Raw genomic sequence first — 477 nt, forward strand, 5'->3', positions numbered from 1 at the left:
ACGGACATGCGGGTGTCGGGGGATGGGCAGATGGCCCTTGCCCGGCTGCTCCAACTGCTGGGAGGTGCTGTTCTGGAAGCGGCCCACAAGCAGTAGCCGCCGCCACAAACAAAGCCTGGGGGTGTGCAACGGATGCACCCCCCTCGAAGCCCCTGCCCTGCGCGGGGGCTTTCCTTTTGCCGGGACAAGCGGGACAGGCGGGACAGCTTTCACCCCTGCCGGGCAAAAAAGAGAGTGACCCCGACCTGTGGGCACCGTGAAATATTTTGGGGTAACTTTGGGGGTAACTTATAAACAAAAAACACAATACATATTTACTTTCAGATAGATATTATAAACTATCGAGTCCGCCCTCGCACCAGAAATTTGAGGAGTTGAACTAGATAGTGTCGTCAAATTATTTTTGCCCACAATGAGATGCACCTGATTTGCACGGCGGCAAGGAAGGAAAGGCTTCGTTTTGCGTAGCGCGTAGCG

1 pseudogene is annotated in these 477 nt (G+C 54.5%); it reads right to left on the minus strand.

Going from position 1 to position 477, the window contains the following annotated elements:
* Nucleotides 1-392 precede the first annotated feature (392 nt).
* Nucleotides 393-477, minus strand: a pseudogene (locus EII23_RS12370) (IS5/IS1182 family transposase); the annotation flags it as partial.

The organism is Desulfovibrio sp. OH1186_COT-070 (assembly GCF_003860215.1).
GTDB lineage: Bacteria > Desulfobacterota > Desulfovibrionia > Desulfovibrionales > Desulfovibrionaceae > Desulfovibrio.